17 protein-coding genes are annotated in these 18751 nt (G+C 53.3%); 15 read left to right on the top strand and 2 right to left on the bottom strand.

Annotation, left to right across the window (positions count from 1 at the left end; genetic code table 11):
* Window positions 1–77: 77 nt before the first annotated feature.
* Together ubiG and ompA are read right to left on the bottom strand one after the other, a co-directional pair.
* Window positions 78–830: a bifunctional 2-polyprenyl-6-hydroxyphenol methylase/3-demethylubiquinol 3-O-methyltransferase UbiG gene (ubiG, locus tag DHf2319_RS09965; protein WP_369810250.1), complete on the bottom strand. Its 753-nt coding sequence runs from the start codon at window positions 828–830 to the stop codon at window positions 78–80.
* A gap of 234 nt (window positions 831–1064) precedes the next feature.
* On the bottom strand, window positions 1065–1622 hold the full coding sequence (gene ompA, locus DHf2319_RS09960) for an outer membrane protein OmpA (protein ID WP_243478063.1): 558 nt from the start codon (window positions 1620–1622) through the stop codon (window positions 1065–1067).
* Window positions 1623–2098: 476 nt separating this feature from the next.
* On the opposite strand from ompA, the gene gyrA reads away from it, so the two are divergent.
* From gyrA to DHf2319_RS09885, 15 genes are all read left to right on the top strand, one after another.
* Window positions 2099–4753, top strand: a complete 2655-nt coding sequence (gyrA, locus tag DHf2319_RS09955) for a DNA gyrase subunit A (protein ID WP_243478062.1) — start codon at window positions 2099–2101, stop codon at window positions 4751–4753.
* Window positions 4754–4771: 18 nt separating this feature from the next.
* Window positions 4772–5917: a 3-phosphoserine/phosphohydroxythreonine transaminase gene (gene serC, locus DHf2319_RS09950; RefSeq protein ID WP_243478061.1), complete on the top strand. Its 1146-nt coding sequence runs from the start codon at window positions 4772–4774 to the stop codon at window positions 5915–5917.
* Window positions 5910–6998: a prephenate dehydratase gene (pheA, locus tag DHf2319_RS09945; protein WP_243478060.1), complete on the top strand. Its 1089-nt coding sequence runs from the start codon at window positions 5910–5912 to the stop codon at window positions 6996–6998. Before serC ends, pheA begins: the two co-directional genes overlap by 8 nt.
* Window positions 6995–8143 (top strand): histidinol-phosphate transaminase, encoded by a 1149-nt coding sequence (gene hisC / locus DHf2319_RS09940; RefSeq protein ID WP_243478059.1) that lies wholly within the window; start codon window positions 6995–6997, stop codon window positions 8141–8143. Before pheA ends, hisC begins: the two co-directional genes overlap by 4 nt.
* Complete coding sequence (locus DHf2319_RS09935) at window positions 8140–9066, top strand: prephenate dehydrogenase (protein ID WP_243478058.1); 927 nt, start codon at window positions 8140–8142, stop codon at window positions 9064–9066. The genes hisC and DHf2319_RS09935 overlap by 4 nt, the downstream gene beginning before the upstream one ends.
* Window positions 9066–10400: a 3-phosphoshikimate 1-carboxyvinyltransferase gene (aroA, locus tag DHf2319_RS09930; protein ID WP_243478057.1), complete on the top strand. Its 1335-nt coding sequence runs from the start codon at window positions 9066–9068 to the stop codon at window positions 10398–10400. Before DHf2319_RS09935 ends, aroA begins: the two co-directional genes overlap by 1 nt.
* The gene (gene cmk, locus DHf2319_RS09925) at window positions 10394–11077 is read left to right on the top strand and encodes a (d)CMP kinase (protein ID WP_243480087.1); all 684 of its coding nucleotides are present in this window, start codon (window positions 10394–10396) and stop codon (window positions 11075–11077) included. The genes aroA and cmk overlap by 7 nt, the downstream gene beginning before the upstream one ends.
* Window positions 11078–11424: 347 nt before the next feature.
* Window positions 11425–13143 carry a 30S ribosomal protein S1 gene (gene rpsA / locus DHf2319_RS09920; protein ID WP_243478056.1) on the top strand — a complete coding sequence of 573 codons (1719 nt, stop codon included), beginning with the start codon at window positions 11425–11427 and terminating at the stop codon, window positions 13141–13143.
* Window positions 13144–13166: 23 nt separating this feature from the next.
* Window positions 13167–13511, top strand: coding sequence for an integration host factor subunit beta (locus tag DHf2319_RS09915; RefSeq protein WP_243478055.1), 345 nt, complete (start codon window positions 13167–13169; stop codon window positions 13509–13511).
* A 26-nt stretch (window positions 13512–13537) separates the two neighbouring features.
* Window positions 13538–14590 (top strand): SDR family NAD(P)-dependent oxidoreductase, encoded by a 1053-nt coding sequence (locus DHf2319_RS09910; RefSeq protein WP_243478054.1) that lies wholly within the window; start codon window positions 13538–13540, stop codon window positions 14588–14590.
* A 73-nt stretch (window positions 14591–14663) separates the two neighbouring features.
* Entirely contained in the window at window positions 14664–14996 is a 333-nt protein-coding gene (locus tag DHf2319_RS09905) for a LapA family protein (protein ID WP_243478053.1), read from the top strand.
* A 19-nt stretch (window positions 14997–15015) separates the two neighbouring features.
* Window positions 15016–16233, top strand: coding sequence for a lipopolysaccharide assembly protein LapB (gene lapB, locus DHf2319_RS09900; protein WP_243478052.1), 1218 nt, complete (start codon window positions 15016–15018; stop codon window positions 16231–16233).
* 47 nt (window positions 16234–16280) lie between these two features.
* Window positions 16281–17213 (top strand): D-glycero-beta-D-manno-heptose-7-phosphate kinase, encoded by a 933-nt coding sequence (rfaE1, locus tag DHf2319_RS09895; RefSeq protein WP_243480086.1) that lies wholly within the window; start codon window positions 16281–16283, stop codon window positions 17211–17213.
* Window positions 17210–18211, top strand: coding sequence for an ADP-glyceromanno-heptose 6-epimerase (rfaD, locus tag DHf2319_RS09890; protein ID WP_243478051.1), 1002 nt, complete (start codon window positions 17210–17212; stop codon window positions 18209–18211). The genes rfaE1 and rfaD overlap by 4 nt, the downstream gene beginning before the upstream one ends.
* 74 nt (window positions 18212–18285) lie before the next feature.
* Window positions 18286–18717, top strand: a complete 432-nt coding sequence (locus tag DHf2319_RS09885; RefSeq protein WP_243478050.1) for a ComEA family DNA-binding protein — start codon at window positions 18286–18288, stop codon at window positions 18715–18717.
* Window positions 18718–18751 lie beyond the last annotated feature (34 nt).

Here is an 18751-nt window from a genome sequence, read left to right as displayed (position 1 = left end):
AATCATTATAGCTTGGCAAGCGATGCTTTCAAATGTGGCAAATACTGAGTTTTAGGGAAGCTAACAACGTTTTTAAGTCAGTCAGGCTTGCGCACGGCCATGAGGTAGTTCACGCTGCTGTCTGAGCCGAGCTTATAAACCTCTGTGAAGGGGTTGTAAGTCATGCCGATAAGGGTCTGGACTTGCAAATCTGCCATACGGCAAGCGTCTGCCAGTTCGCTAGGTTTGATAAAGGCTTCCCAACTATGAGTACCCTTTGGCAGAAGTTTTAAAACGTATTCCGCACCAATAATCGCAAATAAAAAGGACTTGGGATTGCGATTGATCGTCGAGAAAAACAGCCAACCACCGGGTTTGGTGAGCGTTGCACAGGCTTGAACGATAGAAGCGGGGTCAGGTACGTGCTCCAGCATTTCCATACACGTGACCACATCAAAGCTAGCCGACTCTCTGATGGCAAGCGCCTCGGCGCTGATGCTTTCATACTTGACCTTCACGCCAGACTCAAGACTGTGCAGTTTGGCAACCGTTAGAGACTTCTCTGCTAGATCAATGCCACTGACCGTGCCACCTGCCACGGCCATGGCTTCGGCCAAAATACCCCCGCCACAACCAACATCAAGCACCGTTTTGCCCTGTAAAGCCAGGTCAGGGGAGGCCGGATTGATCATTTCCTGAATCCAACCCAAACGTAAGGGGTTAATTGCGTGCAGTGGTTTGAATTCGCTATTGGGATCCCACCAGCGCGATGCCAGTGCGCTGAATTTTTCGATCTCAGCTGGATCAACGTTGATCTCTGAAGGGAGGTTACTTTCCAATTTGCTCATGATGCTCATGTCTAGGCGTTCGATGCACACATTGTCGCAGATTGTTTAAGTTGGCAAGGCTTACTGCAACCCACAAAGTGGTTTAAGAGTGAGCCGAGCTTGCCTGTATAACGCAATTGCAAGCGTGCACAGCAATGCATTGCGATCGCCGATGGCAGTAGCCCGATGGGATGGCTAAAAAAGATTGGCAAAAAAAAGACCTCCCGAGGGAGGTCTTTTTTCAGATCTGGGACCGAATTACTTGCGGCTACCCACGATTTCAACTTCCACGCGACGGTTCTTGGCGCGACCTTCGGCAGTGGCGTTGGAGGCGATTGGATCAGCCTTGCCCTTACCTTCCGTGTAGATACGGTCAGCAGCAACGCCTTTGGAGACCAAGTAGGCCTTCACAGCGTTAGCACGACGCTCGGACAAACCGAGGTTGTAGGCGTCAGAACCGATCGAGTCGGTGTAACCAACAGCAATAACTGTTTCCAGAGCAATGGTGTTCACCTGAGCAGCAACCTGGTCAAGCAACTGACGACCCTCAGGCTTCAGGTTGTACTTGTCGAAATCGAAGAAGGTGTCGGCGTTAAAAACAACCTTGTCCGAAACAGGTGCGGCTTTCTTCTCGACGCAACGTGGGTCTGCAGTAGCAGGCGTCCAGAAGTTATCTTGCCAGCAAAGACCGTAGTTACTCTTTACGATCTCACCGAAGTTGCTGACCCAGTTGTCGTTTGACTGAGCGGTAGCAGCACCGGTTGCTGTCACGGCAGCGAAGGCAAATGCCAGAGCGAATTTTGAGGGCTTGTTCATGTTTCTCCTCGTTGAGCTTAAAGCTGAAAGTTAGTCTCGCAGCGAACCCCCGCCGCAATTCAGGAAACGGGGCCAGTATAACAACGCCAAGAGCAAGTTAAAAAAATGCACACACTGGGTTTCCTGCGTGTTGAATGAAATCTTAAGCTATTTGCGTGCAAATGCGACCCCTGCCGCAAGTTTGAGTGCTTGTATAGGCGTAAATTTACGCAATCAGGCTATTTGTTGTTGGGTTTTGGCAACAAATTGTTGTTAATTTGCCAAGAGGCCACGAGTTTGGGTCCTGCCAGTGGAACTTTTTTACGGTTGAGACTGAACTTTTTGAGCTGGCTTCAGTTTGCCTACCCGCAGCGTTCATCATTTTTTTGCTAACCGGACAGCATCACCGGTCAAGTGTAGAATGTAACGTTTGTTTCAAACCGTTGCAGCCCAGGGTTGTAGCGGCCTTTTAATCCTCGACTTAGATTACATCTCTTATGGATTCCTTCGCCAAGGAAACACTGCCGATCTCCCTCGAAGACGAAATGCGCCGCAGTTACCTTGATTACGCGATGAGCGTAATTGTGGGTCGTGCATTGCCCGATGTTCGGGATGGCTTAAAACCCGTGCATCGTCGGGTGCTGTTTGCCATGCACGAGCTCAATAATGACTGGAACCGCGCCTATAAAAAATCGGCCCGTATTGTCGGTGATGTCATCGGTAAGTACCACCCGCACGGTGATCAGGCCGTCTACGACACAATCGTTCGCATGGCGCAAGACTTCTCTTTGCGTTACATGCTAGTCGACGGACAAGGCAACTTTGGTTCGATCGACGGCGATAGCGCTGCTGCCATGCGTTATACGGAAATTCGCCTATCCAAGATTGCGCACGAGCTTTTGGCTGATATTGACCAGGAAACAGTCGACTTTGGACCAAACTATGATGGCAGTGAGCATGAACCCTTGCTGTTGCCCACGCGCTTGCCCAATCTTTTAGTCAACGGCAGTTCGGGGATTGCTGTGGGGATGGCCACCAATATTCCGCCACACAATCTGGGGGAGGTCATTGATGGGTGCCTGCATGTTTTGCGCAACCCAACTGCGGCTGTAGACGAATTAATCGAGCTCATCAAAGCACCTGACTTCCCAACCGGCGGCATTATTTATGGCATGTCGGGCGTACGTGAAGGCTATCGCACGGGGCGTGGTCGCGTCATCATGCGTGCCAAGACTCACTTTGAGGACATGGAAAAGGGCAACCGCCAGGCAATCATCGTCGATGAGTTGCCCTATCAGGTGAATAAAAAGTCCCTCCAAGAGCGCATGGCCGAACTGGTCAATGAAAAGAAGATCGAGGGCATCTCTGATATCCGCGATGAGTCAGACAAAGACGGCATGCGACTGGTGATTGAACTAAAGCGCGGTGAAGTGCCCGAGGTCGTACTCAATAACTTATATAAGAACACCCAGCTGCAAGACACGTTCGGCATTAATTTGGTGGCGCTCGTTGATGGGCAACCACGTCTGCTTAACCTAAAGCAGATGGTGGATTACTTCTTGTCACATCGTCGGGAAGTGGTTACACGTCGTACCGTATTCCAGTTGCGCAAAGCACGCGAGCGCGGACATGTGCTCGAGGGTCTGGCTGTTGCCTTGGCTAATATTGATGAGTTCATCACCATCATCAAATCAGCCCCCACACCGCCGGTCGCTCGGCAGGAGCTGATGTCGCGCGCCTGGGATTCGTCGCTGGTTAGAGAAATGTTGGCGCGGGCCGATGGGGACACGCCGGGCGGCAGCGCCGCATACCGTCCAGATGGATTGTCACCAAACTTTGGTTTGCAAGGCGATGGCCTTTACAGGTTGAGCGATGTCCAGGCTCAAGAAATCCTCAATATGCGCTTGCAGCGCTTGACCGGTCTTGAGCAAGACAAGATCGTCAGCGAATACAAGACCGTGATGGATAACATTGCCGACTTGCTTGATATTTTGGCTAAGCCTGAGCGAATCACTACCATCATCGCCCAAGAGCTCGAGGCCATTCGTGCCGAGTTTTCTACAAGCGCCAAGGATGTTCGCCGGTCGACGATTGAACATAACGCCACAGAGCTCGATACAGAAGATCTGATCACGCCGACTGATATGGTGGTGACACTGTCACACAGCGGATACATTAAGAGTCAACCTTTGTCTGAGTATCGTGCTCAGCGGCGTGGAGGGCGTGGCAAGCAGGCCACCGCCACCAAAGAGGACGATTGGGTCGATCAATTGTTCATCGCCAATACCCATGATTACCTGTTGTGTTTCTCTAACCGCGGTCGCTTGTATTGGCTAAAGGTCTGGGAGGTGCCGCAAGGTACGCGCACCTCACGCGGTCGACCGATCGTGAACATGTTCCCGCTCATGGACGGCGAGAAAATTACAGTGGTATTGCCGGTCAAGCAATTTTCTGATCAGCACATGGTGTTTATGGCTACCTCGCGCGGCACTGTCAAAAAGACCCCGCTATCGGATTTCTCGAACCCACGCAAGGCAGGCATCATTGCTGTTACGCTTGATGAGGGTGATTACCTCATTGGTGCAGATTTGACCGATGGCCAGTGTGACGTCATGCTCTTTTCAGACGCTGGCAAAGCTGTACGGTTTAGTGAGGATGACGTCCGGTCCATGGGTCGTAACGCGCGAGGTGTGCGCGGCATGATGCTGGAGCAAGGGCAGGAAGTCATCGCCATGGTGGTGGCAAGCGACGAGACCAAAACCGTTTTGACTGCCACTGAGAATGGCTATGGCAAGCGGACCCCCATCGTGGAGTACACCCGTCATGGACGCGGCACCAAGGGCATGATCGCCATTCAGACCTCTGAGCGTAATGGCAAGGTGGTGGGCGCCGTATTGGTGTCTGGCGAAGATGAAATTATGCTGATCACCGATGGCGGTGTTCTGGTTCGTACCCGAGTGGCGGAGATTCGTGAAATGGGCCGCGCCACCCAAGGTGTCACATTAATCAGTGTTGATGATGGCAGCCATCTTTCAGGGATTCGCCGTGTGGCCGAGCGCGACGCTGATGAGGCTGATGATGTGGATGATTCAGCTAGCACTGATGAGGGTCAAACGCCCGAGTTGCCCGGGCCAGAGACATCAGCTGAATAAAGGTTCTAAACAGACACCATGAGTAAGCATCGGCCTTGGAACTTCTCTGCTGGTCCTTCGGTTCTACCTGAAGCTGTCCTCGAGCAGGCTGCCGCAGAAATGCTTGATTGGCATGGCAGCGGTATGTCTGTCATGGAGATGAGCCATCGAGGCCCGGAGTTCACGCAAATTTGTGACGAGGCCGAAAGTGACCTACGCCAGTTACTCGGTGTTGGCGATGAGTTTGCTGTGCTATTCATGCAGGGTGGGGCGACAGCGGAAAATGCCATCGTGCCAATGAATTTGATTGGGCGCAGTACGCAAAAGCATGCTGATTATGTCCTCACGGGTAGTTGGTCAACCAAATCGTTCAAAGAAGCGGCGAAATACGGCGATGTGACCGTGGCTGCTAGCAACGATGCTGTCTTTGATGATCAAGCCCAAACGTACGGACCGCTCACTTGGGTGCCTGATGTCAGTCAGTGGCGTGTGCGGTCCACTGCCGCTTATCTGCATCTTTGCAGCAATGAGACCATTGGGGGCGTAGAGTTTATAGCTTGGCCAGATGCCCGCCAAATGAACGCTATGGGTGCGCCAGACGTGCCGCTCGTTGTCGATGCGTCGTCACATTTTCTATCGCGACCGATGGATTTCTCCCGTGTGGGTATGTTGTACGCAGGTGCCCAAAAAAATGCAGGTCCGGCGGGGGTGACTGTCGTTATCATTCGGCGCGATCTGATTGGTCATGCGTTGCCGGTTTGTCCATCTGCGTTTGACTATTCCAACGTTGCCAAAGAACAGTCAAAGTTCAACACGCCGCCCACCTACGCGATTTATATCGCTGGCTTGGTGTTTAAGTGGTTATTGCGCCAGGGTGGACTGAGTGTCATCGAAAAAGCGAATATCACCAAATCTGATGCCCTATACGGCTTTTTTGATCAATCGCAGTTTTACCGTGCGCCAGTTCACCCGTCGGTACGCTCGCGCATGAATGTGCCTTTTACGCTGGTTGATAGCTCTTTGGATCAGGCATTTCTTGACGGCGCTCGCGCCGCCGGGTTGAATCAGCTTAAAGGCCATAAGTCCGTCGGTGGTATGCGGGCATCTATATACAACGCCATGCCGCTCGAAGGTGTGATGGCGTTGATTGATTACCTACAGTGGTTTGAGCGCGAACATGGATAAAGAACTGCAGGCAAAGCTATTGCCACTGCGCCAGAAAATTGACACGCTTGATCAACAGATTCTGGAGCTAATCAACGAGCGGGCGCGAACTGCACAAGCTGTGGGTGACCTAAAGCACGCTCACCACGAACAGGGACCCGTGTTTCGGCCAGAACGTGAAGCTCAAGTAATTCGGGCGTTGCAAGCTGTTAATGCCGGGCCGATCGGCGATAAAGCGATAGACGCCATTTGGGCCCAAATCATCTCGGTTTGTCGTGGTCTGGAAAAGGAAATTCGCGTTGCCTATCTCGGGCCGACCGGATCTTTCTCGGAGCAGGCAGCGTTTGAGTACATGGGTCAGGACATTACTGGTTTGCCATGTCCGGATTTTGATGAGGTATTCAGGCGAGTCGAATCTGACGGTGCCGAGGTCGGCATGGTGCCGGTTGAGAACTCCACCGAGGGTGCTGTTAATCGCACACTTGACCTTTTGTTGAATACACCGGTGCGCATCGTCGGTGAGCACACCATCGTGATTCGACACTGCCTGTTAAGCAAGACAGGAAGTATGGAGGGGATAACGCGCGTTTTGGCGCACCCGCAGGCTTTGGCGCAGTGCCAGCATTGGTTGGGTATGAACCAGGCTCATTTGGCACGTGAGCCGGTAGCCAGTAACGCTGAAGCGGCTCGTATCGCTTCGCAAGATCCAACGGTAGCCGCCATTGCCAGTGATATTGCCGCACGGGCTTGGGGCTTGGAGGTAGTGGCTGAAGGTATTCAAGATGACCCATCAAATCGCACCCGATTTTTAGCGATTGGCAAAATAGATACGCTACCGACTGGGGTGGACAAAACCAGTCTTATTTTGGCGGTGCCCAACGAGGCCGGCGCGGTGTATAAGATGCTTGCGCCACTGGCCGAGAACGGAGTGTCCATGTATCGATTTGAATCACGCCCGGCGCGAACCGGACAGTGGGAGTATTACTTTTATGTGGACATCGAGGGCCATCGGCAAGATTCAGCAGTGGCCAAGGCGTTGTCTGAATTGCAGGCGCGCTGCGCATTTTTCAAGGTGCTAGGTTCCTATCCGAGGCAGACGTGAGTAACAGTAGCAAGAACACCGTGGGTGACAAAGGGTTGATTGCACCGGAGCACATCAAGCAAATTCAGCCCTATATTCCGGGCAAGCCAATTGATGACTTGGTGCGGGAGCTAGGACTCAGACCTGAGCAGGTCGTCAAGCTCGCATCCAATGAAAATCCGCTTGGTATGCCTGAGTCAGCCAAGCAAGCCATCGAGCATGAGCTCAAGGGCTTGGGGCGTTATCCCGACCCGGGTGGCTATGCACTTAAACAGGTGATAGCTAAGCGCCTTGATGTGCCAGCCGGATGGATCACGCTTGGCAATGGGTCTAATGACATCCTCGAACTTGTCGGCATGGCGCTATTGGAACCTGGCTACAGTGCGGTTTACTCGCAATACGCATTCGTGGTTTACAGACTTGCTACGCAGGCCAGGGGCGCCGAGCACATTGTTGTGCCCGCGAAAGATTTCGGGCATGACCTGAATGCGATGTTCGAGGCGATTGCTGACAATACCCGGGTGGTGTTTATCGCTAATCCTAATAACCCTACCGGCACTTTTTTGACATCCAGGGACGTCACGACGTTTTTGGAGCGGGTACATGCAGCCCATGGCAATCGAGTGACTGTGGTGTTAGACGAAGCCTATAACGAATATCTACCTGATGATATTCGTATCGATAGCGTCGCATTGGTTAAACGATTCGAGAACCTTGTTGTCTCGCGCAGTTTCTCCAAAGCGTATGGTCTGGCGGGGCTGCGTGTTGGTTTTGGGTTGGCGCAGCCCGCTCTGACTGATCTGATGGCGCGCGTGCGGCAGCCTTTCAATGTCAATTCGCTGGCTCAGGCCGCTGCCATTGCGGCATTTCAGGATGACGCGTTTCTGGCGCGGAGTGCCGAGGTCAATGCGGCTGGAAAGAAACAGTTGCAAGAAGCGTTTGACCGCTTGGGCTTAACCTACGTGCCGAGCTATGCCAACTTTGTGTTGGTGCATGTTGGTGATGCCAACGCGGTCAATCAAGCATTGTTAAAGCGTGGGGTCATTGTGCGTCCAGTGGGTGCAGATGGCCTACCCGAGTGGTTACGTATCTCCATTGGACTGCCCGAGGAGAACGCTATTCTGATTCGTGCGATGACTGAGGTGCTCGGCAAGGAGGCTGCGTGAGCAGCGTCACTGCCGCTGATACAGCTTCCAACGCCTTTCGGGTCAATACCCTGGCTGTGATCGGTACGGGCTTAATTGGTGGATCGTTTGCCCTGGCCTTAAAGCAAGCCGGTTGTGTCGGGAGAGTTTTTGGGGTTGGGCGTCAGCCCGAGACGCTGGCTCAGGCGCAAACGCTTGGCATTATCGATGAAACCATTACCCTTCATGAAGCAGCCAGCCAATGCGATCTCATCATGCTCGCGTCCCCGGTGGGAACATTCGGGCCATTGTTCGAGGGTTTAAGCAAGGCGTTATCTCCCAAGACGTTGATTACCGATGGCGGCAGTACCAAGGGAAACGTGGTCGCGTTTGCGCGCGCGGCACTTGGCGAGCGAATCGGTCAGTTCGTGCCGGCGCATCCGATTGCTGGTTCCCACGAGTCGGGTCCCCAAGCTGCTTTTGCTGATCTCTACCGAGATCGTCATGTTGTCTTGTGCCCACTACCTGAGAATGCAAACAGAGCAGTGGAGTTTGTGGGTGCTGCTTGGCGAGCTTGTGGTGCACGGTTGGTTACCATGAAGGTCGGCCAGCATGATGATGTGTTAGCTGCGGTCAGCCACCTCCCACATTGGCTGGCTAGCCTTTACGTTGAACATGTCGCGCGCGATGCCAACGCGGATTTGAATCTACAGTTAGCCGGTGCTGGATTTGGGGATTTTTCTCGTATCGCCCAAGGGTCAGTCGAAATGTGGCGTGATATTTTTATGGCTAACCGAGACGCCATGCTCCGGCAATTGGATGATTTGCATGATTTGCTGGGGCAAGCTCGGGAGGCGTTGAAGGCTAAGGACGAGGCTTGGCTGGAAACGGTGCTTGCGCATGCGGCCAGCGTTCGCCGTGAATGGGGCGAGCGGCAAAAGCACGAAAGCGGCCGAGGCAAGTAATGACTGGTGCAGCGCAACCTGACTTGGTGCTTGACCCATCTACCCGAGCGCATGGATCATTAAATTTGCCAGGTTCTAAAAGCATTTCCAATCGGGTGCTGCTACTGGCCGCGCTGAGTGTTGGCTCGACCGATATTCACGGATTACTTGATTCTGACGACACTCGTGTGATGTTGCAAGCGCTCTCAGGTTTGGGTATAGGGGTCGGTCGTCGCAAGAACGGCGTGGTGACGGTGACTAGCCCGGGACGGTTTCGGATTTTGCAGGCCAATTTGTTTCTGGGTAATGCAGGGACAGCCTTTCGACCCTTGACGGCTGCGCTAGCCTTCGCAGGTGGTGACTACCAATTGTCTGGGGTGCCACGAATGCACGAACGCCCGATTGGTGATTTGGTTGATGCCTTGCGTGGCTTGGGCGCTGATATTGATTATCTGGGCGAGCGTGGTTTCCCACCATTGCGAATCAAGCCTGCTATGGCCGAGGGTGATTCGGTCGAGGTGAATGGTTCAGTGTCTAGTCAGTTTTTGACAGCCTTGCTTCTTGCTGGGCCAATGCTTGCTTTGCAAACTGGTCAAGATCTGCGCATTACCGTTGTGGGGACATTGATTTCCAAACCGTACATCGATATCACCACCAATCTCATGGCTAAATTCGGGGTGCAGGTCCAGCGCCAGACAGATGCCACTGGTCGCTTGGTGTTTGTGATTCCCAAAGACATTCGGTATCAGTCACCAGGCACCATACATGTTGAGGCAGACGCGTCATCGGCCTCTTACTTCATGGCGCTGGGCCTCATTGGCCAAGGACCCATCACCATTCGTGGCGTGGGGGCTGACAGCATCCAGGGTGATATGGCATTTGCTAAAACCATTGAGCAAATGGGCGGCAGGCTTGAAATGGCGCCTGACGCCGTGACGGTATCTGGTGTGTCAGTGGCCAACGGTGCTCGCCTGAAGGCGTTTGATGAGGATTTCAATCTGATTCCCGATGCAGCGATGACGGCTGCTGTCTTGGCTATTTATGCCGATGGTCCTTGCACATTGCGCAATATTGGCAGTTGGCGAGTCAAGGAGACCGATCGCATTCATGCGATGGCAACTGAGTTGGCCAAACTTGGAGCGCGTGTCGATAGTGGTGAGGATTGGCTTACGGTTTACCCGATTGAATCAGGCCGATGGCGCGCAGCCTCTATTCACACATACGATGACCATCGTATTGCGATGTGTTTTTCTCTAGCTGCGTTTGGGCCCGTGCCGGTATCGATACAGGATCCAGGTTGTGTGGCCAAAACCTTCCCGGATTATTTCTCGGTGTATTCGCAGGTGGTATCGTGATTGAGGCGTCAGTCCGGGTTCCAGTCATCGCGATTGACGGTCCGACTGCTTCAGGCAAAGGCACGGTTGCCGCTCGGGTAGCCGCTGAACTGGGCTGGCATGTGTTGGACAGCGGCGCGCTCTACCGATTGGCAGCTTGGACAGTGCTTGATAACAACATCAATGCCAATGACATCGCAGCCGTTGCTTTGGCAGCACGGCGAATGCAAATTCGGTTTGATGATGGCCAGATTATGCTGGCCGGTCAGGATGTCACCGAGCTGATCCGGCAAGAGCATGTTGGCAATTTGGCCTCACGCCTGGCACCCGCTGCGCCTTTGCGCGAAGCCTTGCTTGAGCGTCAGCGGGCCTTTCGACAGCCGCCTGGGCTTGTGGCAGACGGCCGTGATATGGGCACGGTGGTGTTTCCTGATGCCGATTTGAAGATATTTTTGCTTGCCGATGTTCAGTCTCGGGCTCAAAGACGTTGTCAGCAACTTCGCGAAAGAGGCCTCGTGCCCGATGAGCAAGCGGTGCTTGCCGACCTCAAAGAGCGTGACTTTCGGGATACCGACCGTGCGGTTGCCCCCTTAAAGCCAGCCGATGATGCGCATCAGCTAGACTCATCTCGGCTAACGGTTGAGGACACCGTTGCGGCAGTTATGTCACTGTGGCACAAGCGCCTGCGACAGTCTTAGTGCCCCTTGGGCCTGGTTCTGCTTTGCTGCTTCTGCAGTCCGAGCTCACCAAACCTTGGGTTAATAGCTAAGCGATTGATCAAAAACGATTTTTTATGTTAACCTAGACGGCTTTCCACAATTCATGTGGGATCTAGTGTTGGATAGGTGGTGATAGGTAGTACAGCCAGCACCAACCGGTAGTACTTGTAGCATCAGCGCCGATGTGCCCAGACCGCAGTCAGGGTCGGGTTCTTCGGTAATTTTTAACACCGCGAGTTGTCTGCTCACAACGTTCTACTGAATGTTTGTCGGCTGACAGGCTTGGCGAGAAACCGGATCGGGACGATCCACCAGGTACCTTTTACATGTCAACTCAACAAACCACTGAAAACCTAACTGGCGGCGAAAGCTTCGCCGATTTGTTTGCCCAGAGCGTCAAAAAGCAGGACATGAAGTCCGGCGAAGTGATCTCTGCTGAAGTTCTGCGCGTGGATCACAATTTCGTGATTGTTAACGCAGGTTTGAAATCAGAAGCCTTGATTCCTCTTGAGGAGTTTCTCAACGATCAGGGTGAGCTTGAAGTCAATGAAGGCGACTTCGTGTCTGTGGCGATCGATTCGCTTGAGAACGGCTACGGTGATACCGTGCTGTCTCGCGATCGGGCCAAGCGCTTGTCTGCCTGGTTGTCACTCGAACAGGCGCTTGAGAGCAACGAGTTGGTGTCTGGCACCATCACCGGCAAGGTCAAGGGTGGCTTGACAGTAATGACCAATGGCATCCGCGCGTTCCTGCCCGGTTCATTGGTGGATACGCGTCCTGTTAAGGACACGACACCTTATGAAGGCAAGACCTTGGAGTTCAAGGTTATCAAGCTCGATCGTAAGCGCAATAACGTGGTGTTGTCACGTCGTGCCGTGCTCGAAGTCAGCATGGGCGAAGAGCGTCAGAAGTTACTCGAGAATCTGAGCGAAGGGGCGACTGTCAAGGGTGTGGTCAAAAACATCACCGACTACGGCGCATTTGTCGATCTCGGTGGCATTGATGGCTTGTTACACATTACGGATATGGCCTGGCGTCGCGTGCGTCATCCGTCCGAGGTGTTGACGGTCGGCCAAGAGATTGAAGCCAAAGTATTGAAGTTCGACCAGGAAAAGAGCCGCGTTTCCTTAGGTGTGAAGCAGCTTGGTGAAGATCCCTGGATTGGTTTGGCGCGTCGCTACCCGCAAGGTACCCGCCTGTTTGGCAAGGTAACCAACCTGACCGATTACGGCGCGTTTGTGGAAGTTGAGGCTGGTATCGAAGGACTGGTTCACGTCTCAGAAATGGACTGGACCAACAAGAACGTCGATCCGCGCAAGGTGGTTACCTTGGGTGAAGAGGTCGAGGTCATGGTGTTGGAGATCGACGAAGAGCGTCGTCGTATCTCGTTGGGCATGAAGCAGTGCCGCCCGAACCCATGGGAAGAGTTTGCGACCAATTTCAAGCGCGGTGACAAGGTTAGCGGTGCGATCAAGTCGATTACCGATTTTGGTGTGTTCGTCGGGTTGCCTGGCGGCATCGATGGTCTGGTGCATTTGTCGGATCTGTCATGGACTGATACCGGTGAAGAAGCTGTTCGTAACCTCAAGAAGGGCGATGAGCTCGAAGCCGTTGTGTTGGCCATTGACACGGATAAAGAACGTATCTCACTCGGTGTCAAGCAACTCGAAGGTGATCCGTTTAATAACTTCGTGGGTACACACGACAAGGGTGCTGTAGTTCAAGGTACCGTCAAGTCGGTTGAGCCCAAGGGCGCAGTGATTACCCTGTCGCTTGATGTGGAAGGCTACCTGCGTGCCTCCGAGATGGCCAGCGGTCGTGTCGAAGACGCTACCACGGTGCTCAAAGAGGGCGATGAAGTAGAGGCCATGATTATCAACGTGGACCGTAAGGCTCGTTCGATTCAGCTCTCAATCAAAGCTCGTGAGAATGCTGATACGGCTGATACTCTGCAGCGCATGTCTGAAGCGGGTGCTACCACTGGCACGACCAACCTTGGCGCGTTGTTGAAAGCCAAGCTTGATCAAGCCAAAGACGGCGAATAAGTTTTGTTGACCGCGAGATCGTTGTGACCAAGTCGGAACTTATCGCGGCACTGGCAGCGAGCCATAAGCAGCTCGCTGCCAGTGATATTGATTTGGCAGTTAAGACCATCCTTGACACCATGGTCGAATCCTTGGCCAACGGCCAGCGTATTGAGATCCGTGGGTTTGGGAGCTTTTCTTTATCCCAGCGTGCGCCTCGGATTGGGCGTAACCCTAAAACGGGTGAGCAGGTGGCTGTACCTGGTAAGCGTGTGCCGCATTTCAAGGCCGGTAAAGAGTTGCGCGAGCGGGTTGATAATGGCCATGGTGCCACTAAGCCTGATGACGAGGCAGACTCTACAGACCTCGGCATAAAACTGTCTTCTTGAAGATTCAAGCGATCTGAACTCGCCCCATGTCAGCGGTTCTACCCTCAATCGCATCAGCTGAATCTGAATCGTTATCGACCTTAGTCGTTAAACCCGCTTCCAAAGGTAAGTCGGCCGATCCTCATCGCTTGCCAGTGGTGTTGGTCACGGGTGCCAATGGCCTGATTGGACGGGCCTTGTGTCGTGAGTTTGTGGCACGAGGCTATGAAGTTCGTGCTGCAATACGCGATCAGGACGATCTAGAAATGCAGGGAAGTGTTGTCCGAGTCGCTGCGCCCGACCTTGCTGACCCCCGCGCGCGGTGGCCGCTTGATGGTGTTGATGTCGTGGTACACACAGCGGCTCGAGTCCATGTGATGAACCCGGGTCCTGACGAAATTGAACGCATGATGGCCGTCAATCGCGACGGCACAGTTCGGTTGGCTAGGGCCTGTGCCGACAGCAAGGTTAAGCGATTGGTGTTTTTGAGTACGATCAAAGTCAATGGGGAACGAACCACACCTGGTCAGGCTTTCAAAGCCATCGATTCGATTGCATCGCCTGCTGACCCTTACGCATTGTCCAAGTTTGAGGCGGAACAAGGTTTGTTTGAGGTTGCCAGTCAAACGGGTCTGCAAGCCACTGTGGTGCGCCCGCCACTGGTCTACGGACCTGATGCCAAGGGTAATTTGGAATTGCTAGAGCGCGCGATACGTCGTGGCGTGCCGCTTCCCATCGGCGCGCTGGATCGAAATCGCCGCAGTCTGATCAGCCTGGCCAATCTGGTTGATTTGGTGATTTTGTGCGCGAGTCACCCCAATGCACCCGGGCAGGTATTTTTAGCAAGTGATGACCATGACCTGTCAACGCTTGATCTCGCTCGGCAGATTGCCAAAGCTTGTGGGCTGGTGCTGCGCTCTGTGCCTGTTCCAATCGGACTGCTTAAACTTGCTGCGCAGGCTCTAGGCAAAGGCCAGATGATACGTCGTCTATCCGACAATCTCCAGGTTGATATTGAGTCTACCCGTGAGCGACTTCACTGGACGCCGCCACAGTCGGTCGAGAAAGGCATGGCTGCAGCATTTGCACCACGCCCTTGAACTTGCCTGCTGGCTAGTTTGCATCAAATCCCTTGCATTACAATGAATGCTTATTGTCATAGGGTAACTAAACATGCGCTACGTCTGGTGGGCGATCAAACTGGCAGTGTTTGCTGTGGTGGTGTTATTTGCCTACAAGAACATGGCGCCAGTTGATGTGCAGTTTTTGGGTAATACGCAATTTGTGGGTGTACCACTGGTGATTGTGATGCTGGTGGCCTTCGTGTTGGGCACAGTCTTAGGTGTGTTTCTAATGTTGCCCTCGACCTGGCGGCGCCGTCGTGAAGCCGGGCGTTTGAAACGCGACCTGCGAAAAGTACAAAAAAATCAGGCAGCCAATGCGGCAGTTGCAGACACTGCTGCCAACAGTCAAACGTCTGCTGATTCGGTTGTCAAACCATTGTGAAGCTTGCGAGCGATAAGCGATGACTTTTGAATCCTGGTGGCTGATATTTCTGCCGTTGTTGTTTGGCCTGGGTTGGCTTGCCGCGAGGATCGATTTCAGGCACATGCTTAGCGAAAGTCGTAACCTGCCGGACTCTTACTTCAAAGGCCTGAATTTTTTGCTCAATGAGCAGCCTGATCGCGCAATCGACGCATTTGTCGAAGTTGCCAAACTTGATCCAGAAACCACCGAGTTGCATTTTGCGCTCGGTAATCTGTTTCGTCGCAGAGGCGAGATGGAGCGCGCCATCAGGGTGCATCAGAGTCTTTTGGCGCGTGCTGATTTGCCATCGCGTGAGCGCGAGCATGCCTTGCATGAGATTGCCCAGGATTATTTAAAAGCGGGAATGCTCGATCGTGCTGAAATGGCATATAAGGAACTGAAGAACACGCGCTATCAAGAGCAGGCTGCACGAGCCTTGGTGCGTATTTACGAGTCTGAGCATGACTGGCCCAAAGCCATCGAAGCGGTGCGCAGGCTAGGCAAACTGACGAGCGAATCAGTACCGCAACTGGTTCATTATTACTGTGAGATCGCACAGGGTCATTTGACACATCAACCACCCGAGTTCGAGGCGCTGCGATCTGCGCTGGATGAGGCAGGTAGGATTGTGGGGCAGGAAGATACGTCAACATCAGCCTCACGTGCCAGAGTGTTGATGCTAGAGGCGGCGTTGGCGCGTGCCAGTGGTGATGCCGGACTGGAGCGTCACTACTTGTTGACTCTGCTTGACGAAGCACCGGAATACGCCGGTCTGATCGCTAGTGATTTACAAAATAACTTCGCAGCCTCCAACGAATGTGATCAACTGCTGCAACGTCTATCGAGCCACTACGAACAGCACCCATCGCTGGACTTGTTTGATGTGGTGTTCCGCCTGAATTGGCGCGCACATGGTTCGCAAGCAGCTTGGGCTTTTGCCCAAACTGCGTTGAGTAAAAGTCCAAGCTTGCTCGGGTTAGAGCGAGCGCTCCTGGCTCAGTCCAAGGCTGAGCCAGTCGATGGGGTCGATACCCAGAGCAATCAGGCGCTGGTGTCATTAGATTTGCTTAAGCGTTTGGTGGGCCGACATACCCAGCGGTTGGATCGATACAGTTGTCGTGTTTGTGGCTTTCAGGCGCGGGCGTTTTACTGGCAGTGCCCGGGTTGTCATGGTTGGGAGACCTACAGCCCACGTCGTGTGGAAGAACAATTATGAATTTACTTTCCAAGCGTGATGGCCAGGGATCGGGTTTAGGTGGCGATCTGAAGCAGTTTCCCCGTGAAGCAGTCTCGCGTGTTCGTGTGTTGGTTGTCGGCGATATCATGCTTGACCGCTATTGGTTTGGGGAGGTTGAACGCATCTCGCCAGAGGCACCCGTGCCGGTGGTCCATGTGGGCCGCTGTGAGGATCGATTGGGTGGTGCTGCCAACGTAGCGCGTAATGCTGCTGCACTTGGTGCTCGGGTTACCTTGGCAGGTATTGTGGGACGTGATGAGCCAGGCCGGGAAGTACATGCCATGCTACGTGATGCCGGCATTCATCCTGAGTTGGTGGATGATGACGAGTCCCACCCAACGACCCTTAAAATGCGGGTGCTTGGTCGCCAGCAGCAGATGGTGCGAGTGGATTTTGAGGGGCGACCTTCGTCAAGCTGTGTGCAGTCCCTGACGGATCGAGTGATGCCACTGATGGGTCATCATGACGTGGTGGTGTTGTCTGATTACGATAAGGGCGCATTGGCTCAGGTTGCTAGCTTGATCAATAAAGCTCGAGAGATCGGCGTGCCTGCGCTGGTGGATCCCAAGGGTCTGGACTATACCCGTTATCGAGGTGCTAGTTTGGTCACACCTAATCGGAGTGAGATGCAACAAGCGGTTGGTCATTGGCTAGATGAGAGTGATCTGAACGCACGAGCTCAACAGTTACGAGAGCAACTCGGGCTTGAAGCGCTACTTGTGACACGCTCTGAGCAAGGCATGACATTGTTTATGAATCAAGAGCGTCATCACGTCGATGCGCAGGCGCATGAGGTGTTTGATGTTTCAGGGGCTGGCGATACGGTGCTGGCGACTTTGGCTGTTGTTCGAGGGGCTGGTGGTTCTTGGATTGAAGCGATGCGGTGGGCCAATCGGGCTGGAGGCATCGTGGTTGGCAAGTTGGGTACCTCGACTGTGACGGCGGAGGAATTGGAATGATTATCGTGACCGGGGCGGCTGGGTTTGTCGGTGCCAATATTTTGCGGGGCTTGAATGCTCGTGGTGAGACGAATATTCTGGCAGTCGATGATTTGACTGACGGTGACAAGTTTGTAAATCTGGTGGGCTGCGAGATTGCGGACTATATGCATAAAGCGGATTTCCGTCAGATGGTGACTCACGGCAGTCTGCCGTCAGCAAGAGCGGTGTTCCATGAGGGTGCCTGTTCAGATACCACTGAGCGTAATGGTCACTACATGATGGACAACAACTACCGGGTGACACTTGAGTTGTTCGAATGGGCACAGGCGCAGCGTGTACCTCTTATTTACGCTTCCTCGGCAGCAGTCTATGGGGCGGGTCCCGTCTATGCTGAGGACTTGGCCAATGAGCGCCCTTTGAATGTGTATGGCTACTCCAAGTTTCTGTTTGATCAGGTAGTGCGAGCGAGGTTTGCAACGTTGACGGCTCAAGTCGTGGGACTACGCTATTTCAACGTGTATGGGCCGCACGAACAGCACAAGGGACGCATGGCCTCTGTGGCGTTTCACAACATGAACCAGTTTGTGACTGAGGGGCATGTGAAACTTTTCGGGGGATGGGACGGTTACCCCGATGGCGGGCAAAAGCGAGATTTCATCTCTGTCGATGATGTGGTGTCGGTTAATCTGCATTTTCTGGATAATCCGCAGATTAGTGGCATTTTTAATTGTGGAACAGGTCGTGCTCAGCCTTTTAACGATGTTGCGAGTTCCGTTGTCAACGCTATTAGCGCTGCGCGGGGCCAGCCCGAGTTAAGTCTGGATGAACTGGTGGCTAAAGATATCCTGCGTTACATCCCGTTTCCAGACGATTTAAAGGGTCGCTATCAAAGTTACACGCAGGCTGACATGGGCGAATTGCGCGCCGCAGGCTACGAGAAGCCTTTAAAGGATGTACAAACAGGCGTGGCAGATTACGTGCGCTACCAAATCGAGCACGGCTATCTAAAGATTTAGCCTAAACCGTATTTGCCGTGATTGAATTGGTTGCTGCGTAGGCTCACCATAAGCACCTTTAATAGAAGGGGCTGATGGTGAACAATCACTCACTCAAATACCGGACATTCGGCGTTCGGGCAACGGCAATGCTTTGGGGGCGAAAGCTGCTCGCGCATATCCTTATTCTTTGGGGGCTTATTGCTTCTAGTAGTGTTTTGGCAGCGGTAGACGTCAACCGCGCTGATGTGCAAGAGCTGCAACAAGTCAAAGGTATTGGCGCTAAAACCGCACAGCGAATTGTGCTTGAACGGGCAAGAGGTCCATTTGAGTCACTTGAACACCTTTCCGAGCGTCTCTCAGGGATCGGCCCTAAAACCATCATTAAACTAAAGAGCGCTGGGCTCTGTGTCGGAACGCTCGACAAGCCCTGCGCTAAGCCACAAGCAGTTTCGCAAGCAAAGCCTGTGCGAGGCCAGTCCATGAGGGCTGATGTCGTGACGCCGGAGATTTTGAAGTTGCCTTGATGCGATCATCTGCAAGATGGTCTTTGCAGGAACA

The sequence above is a fragment of the Orrella daihaiensis genome (assembly GCF_022811525.1).
Lineage (GTDB): Bacteria > Pseudomonadota > Gammaproteobacteria > Burkholderiales > Burkholderiaceae_B > Algicoccus > Algicoccus daihaiensis.
The sequence above is the reverse complement of the archived record's forward strand: the minus strand, read 5'-3'. Positions and strand labels throughout refer to the sequence as shown.